The sequence below is a fragment of the Vibrio sp. 10N.261.45.E2 genome, assembly GCF_002875705.1.
Classification (GTDB): domain Bacteria; phylum Pseudomonadota; class Gammaproteobacteria; order Enterobacterales; family Vibrionaceae; genus Vibrio.
The window spans coordinates 1-202 of sequence record NZ_MCZZ01000002.1 but is presented as its reverse complement, the minus strand read 5'-3'; the positions used below and the strand labels follow the sequence as shown (position 1 = coordinate 202).

The window sequence follows — 202 nt, the reverse complement described above, 5'->3', positions numbered from 1 at the left end:
CAGAATTGTTCGCCTGAGCACCCGAGTTGACCCCTGTACCGTTTGAACCCTCACGAGGCGCCCCGGCAGCCAGCGTATTGCCATCTGATGATAAAGCAACTGAAGTACCAAAGTTATCACCTGCACCAGTGTTAGAGGCCTTTATGTAGGCTTCCTGAGTCCATGTAGAGGCTCTGTAACGGAAGAGATAAACCGCACCAGA

General features: G+C 52.0%; 1 protein-coding gene. It reads right to left on the bottom strand.

What is annotated here, in order from left to right:
* On the bottom strand, positions 1-202 hold a 202-nt coding region (locus BCT34_RS00010), incomplete at both ends, for an FG-GAP repeat protein (RefSeq protein WP_198594874.1).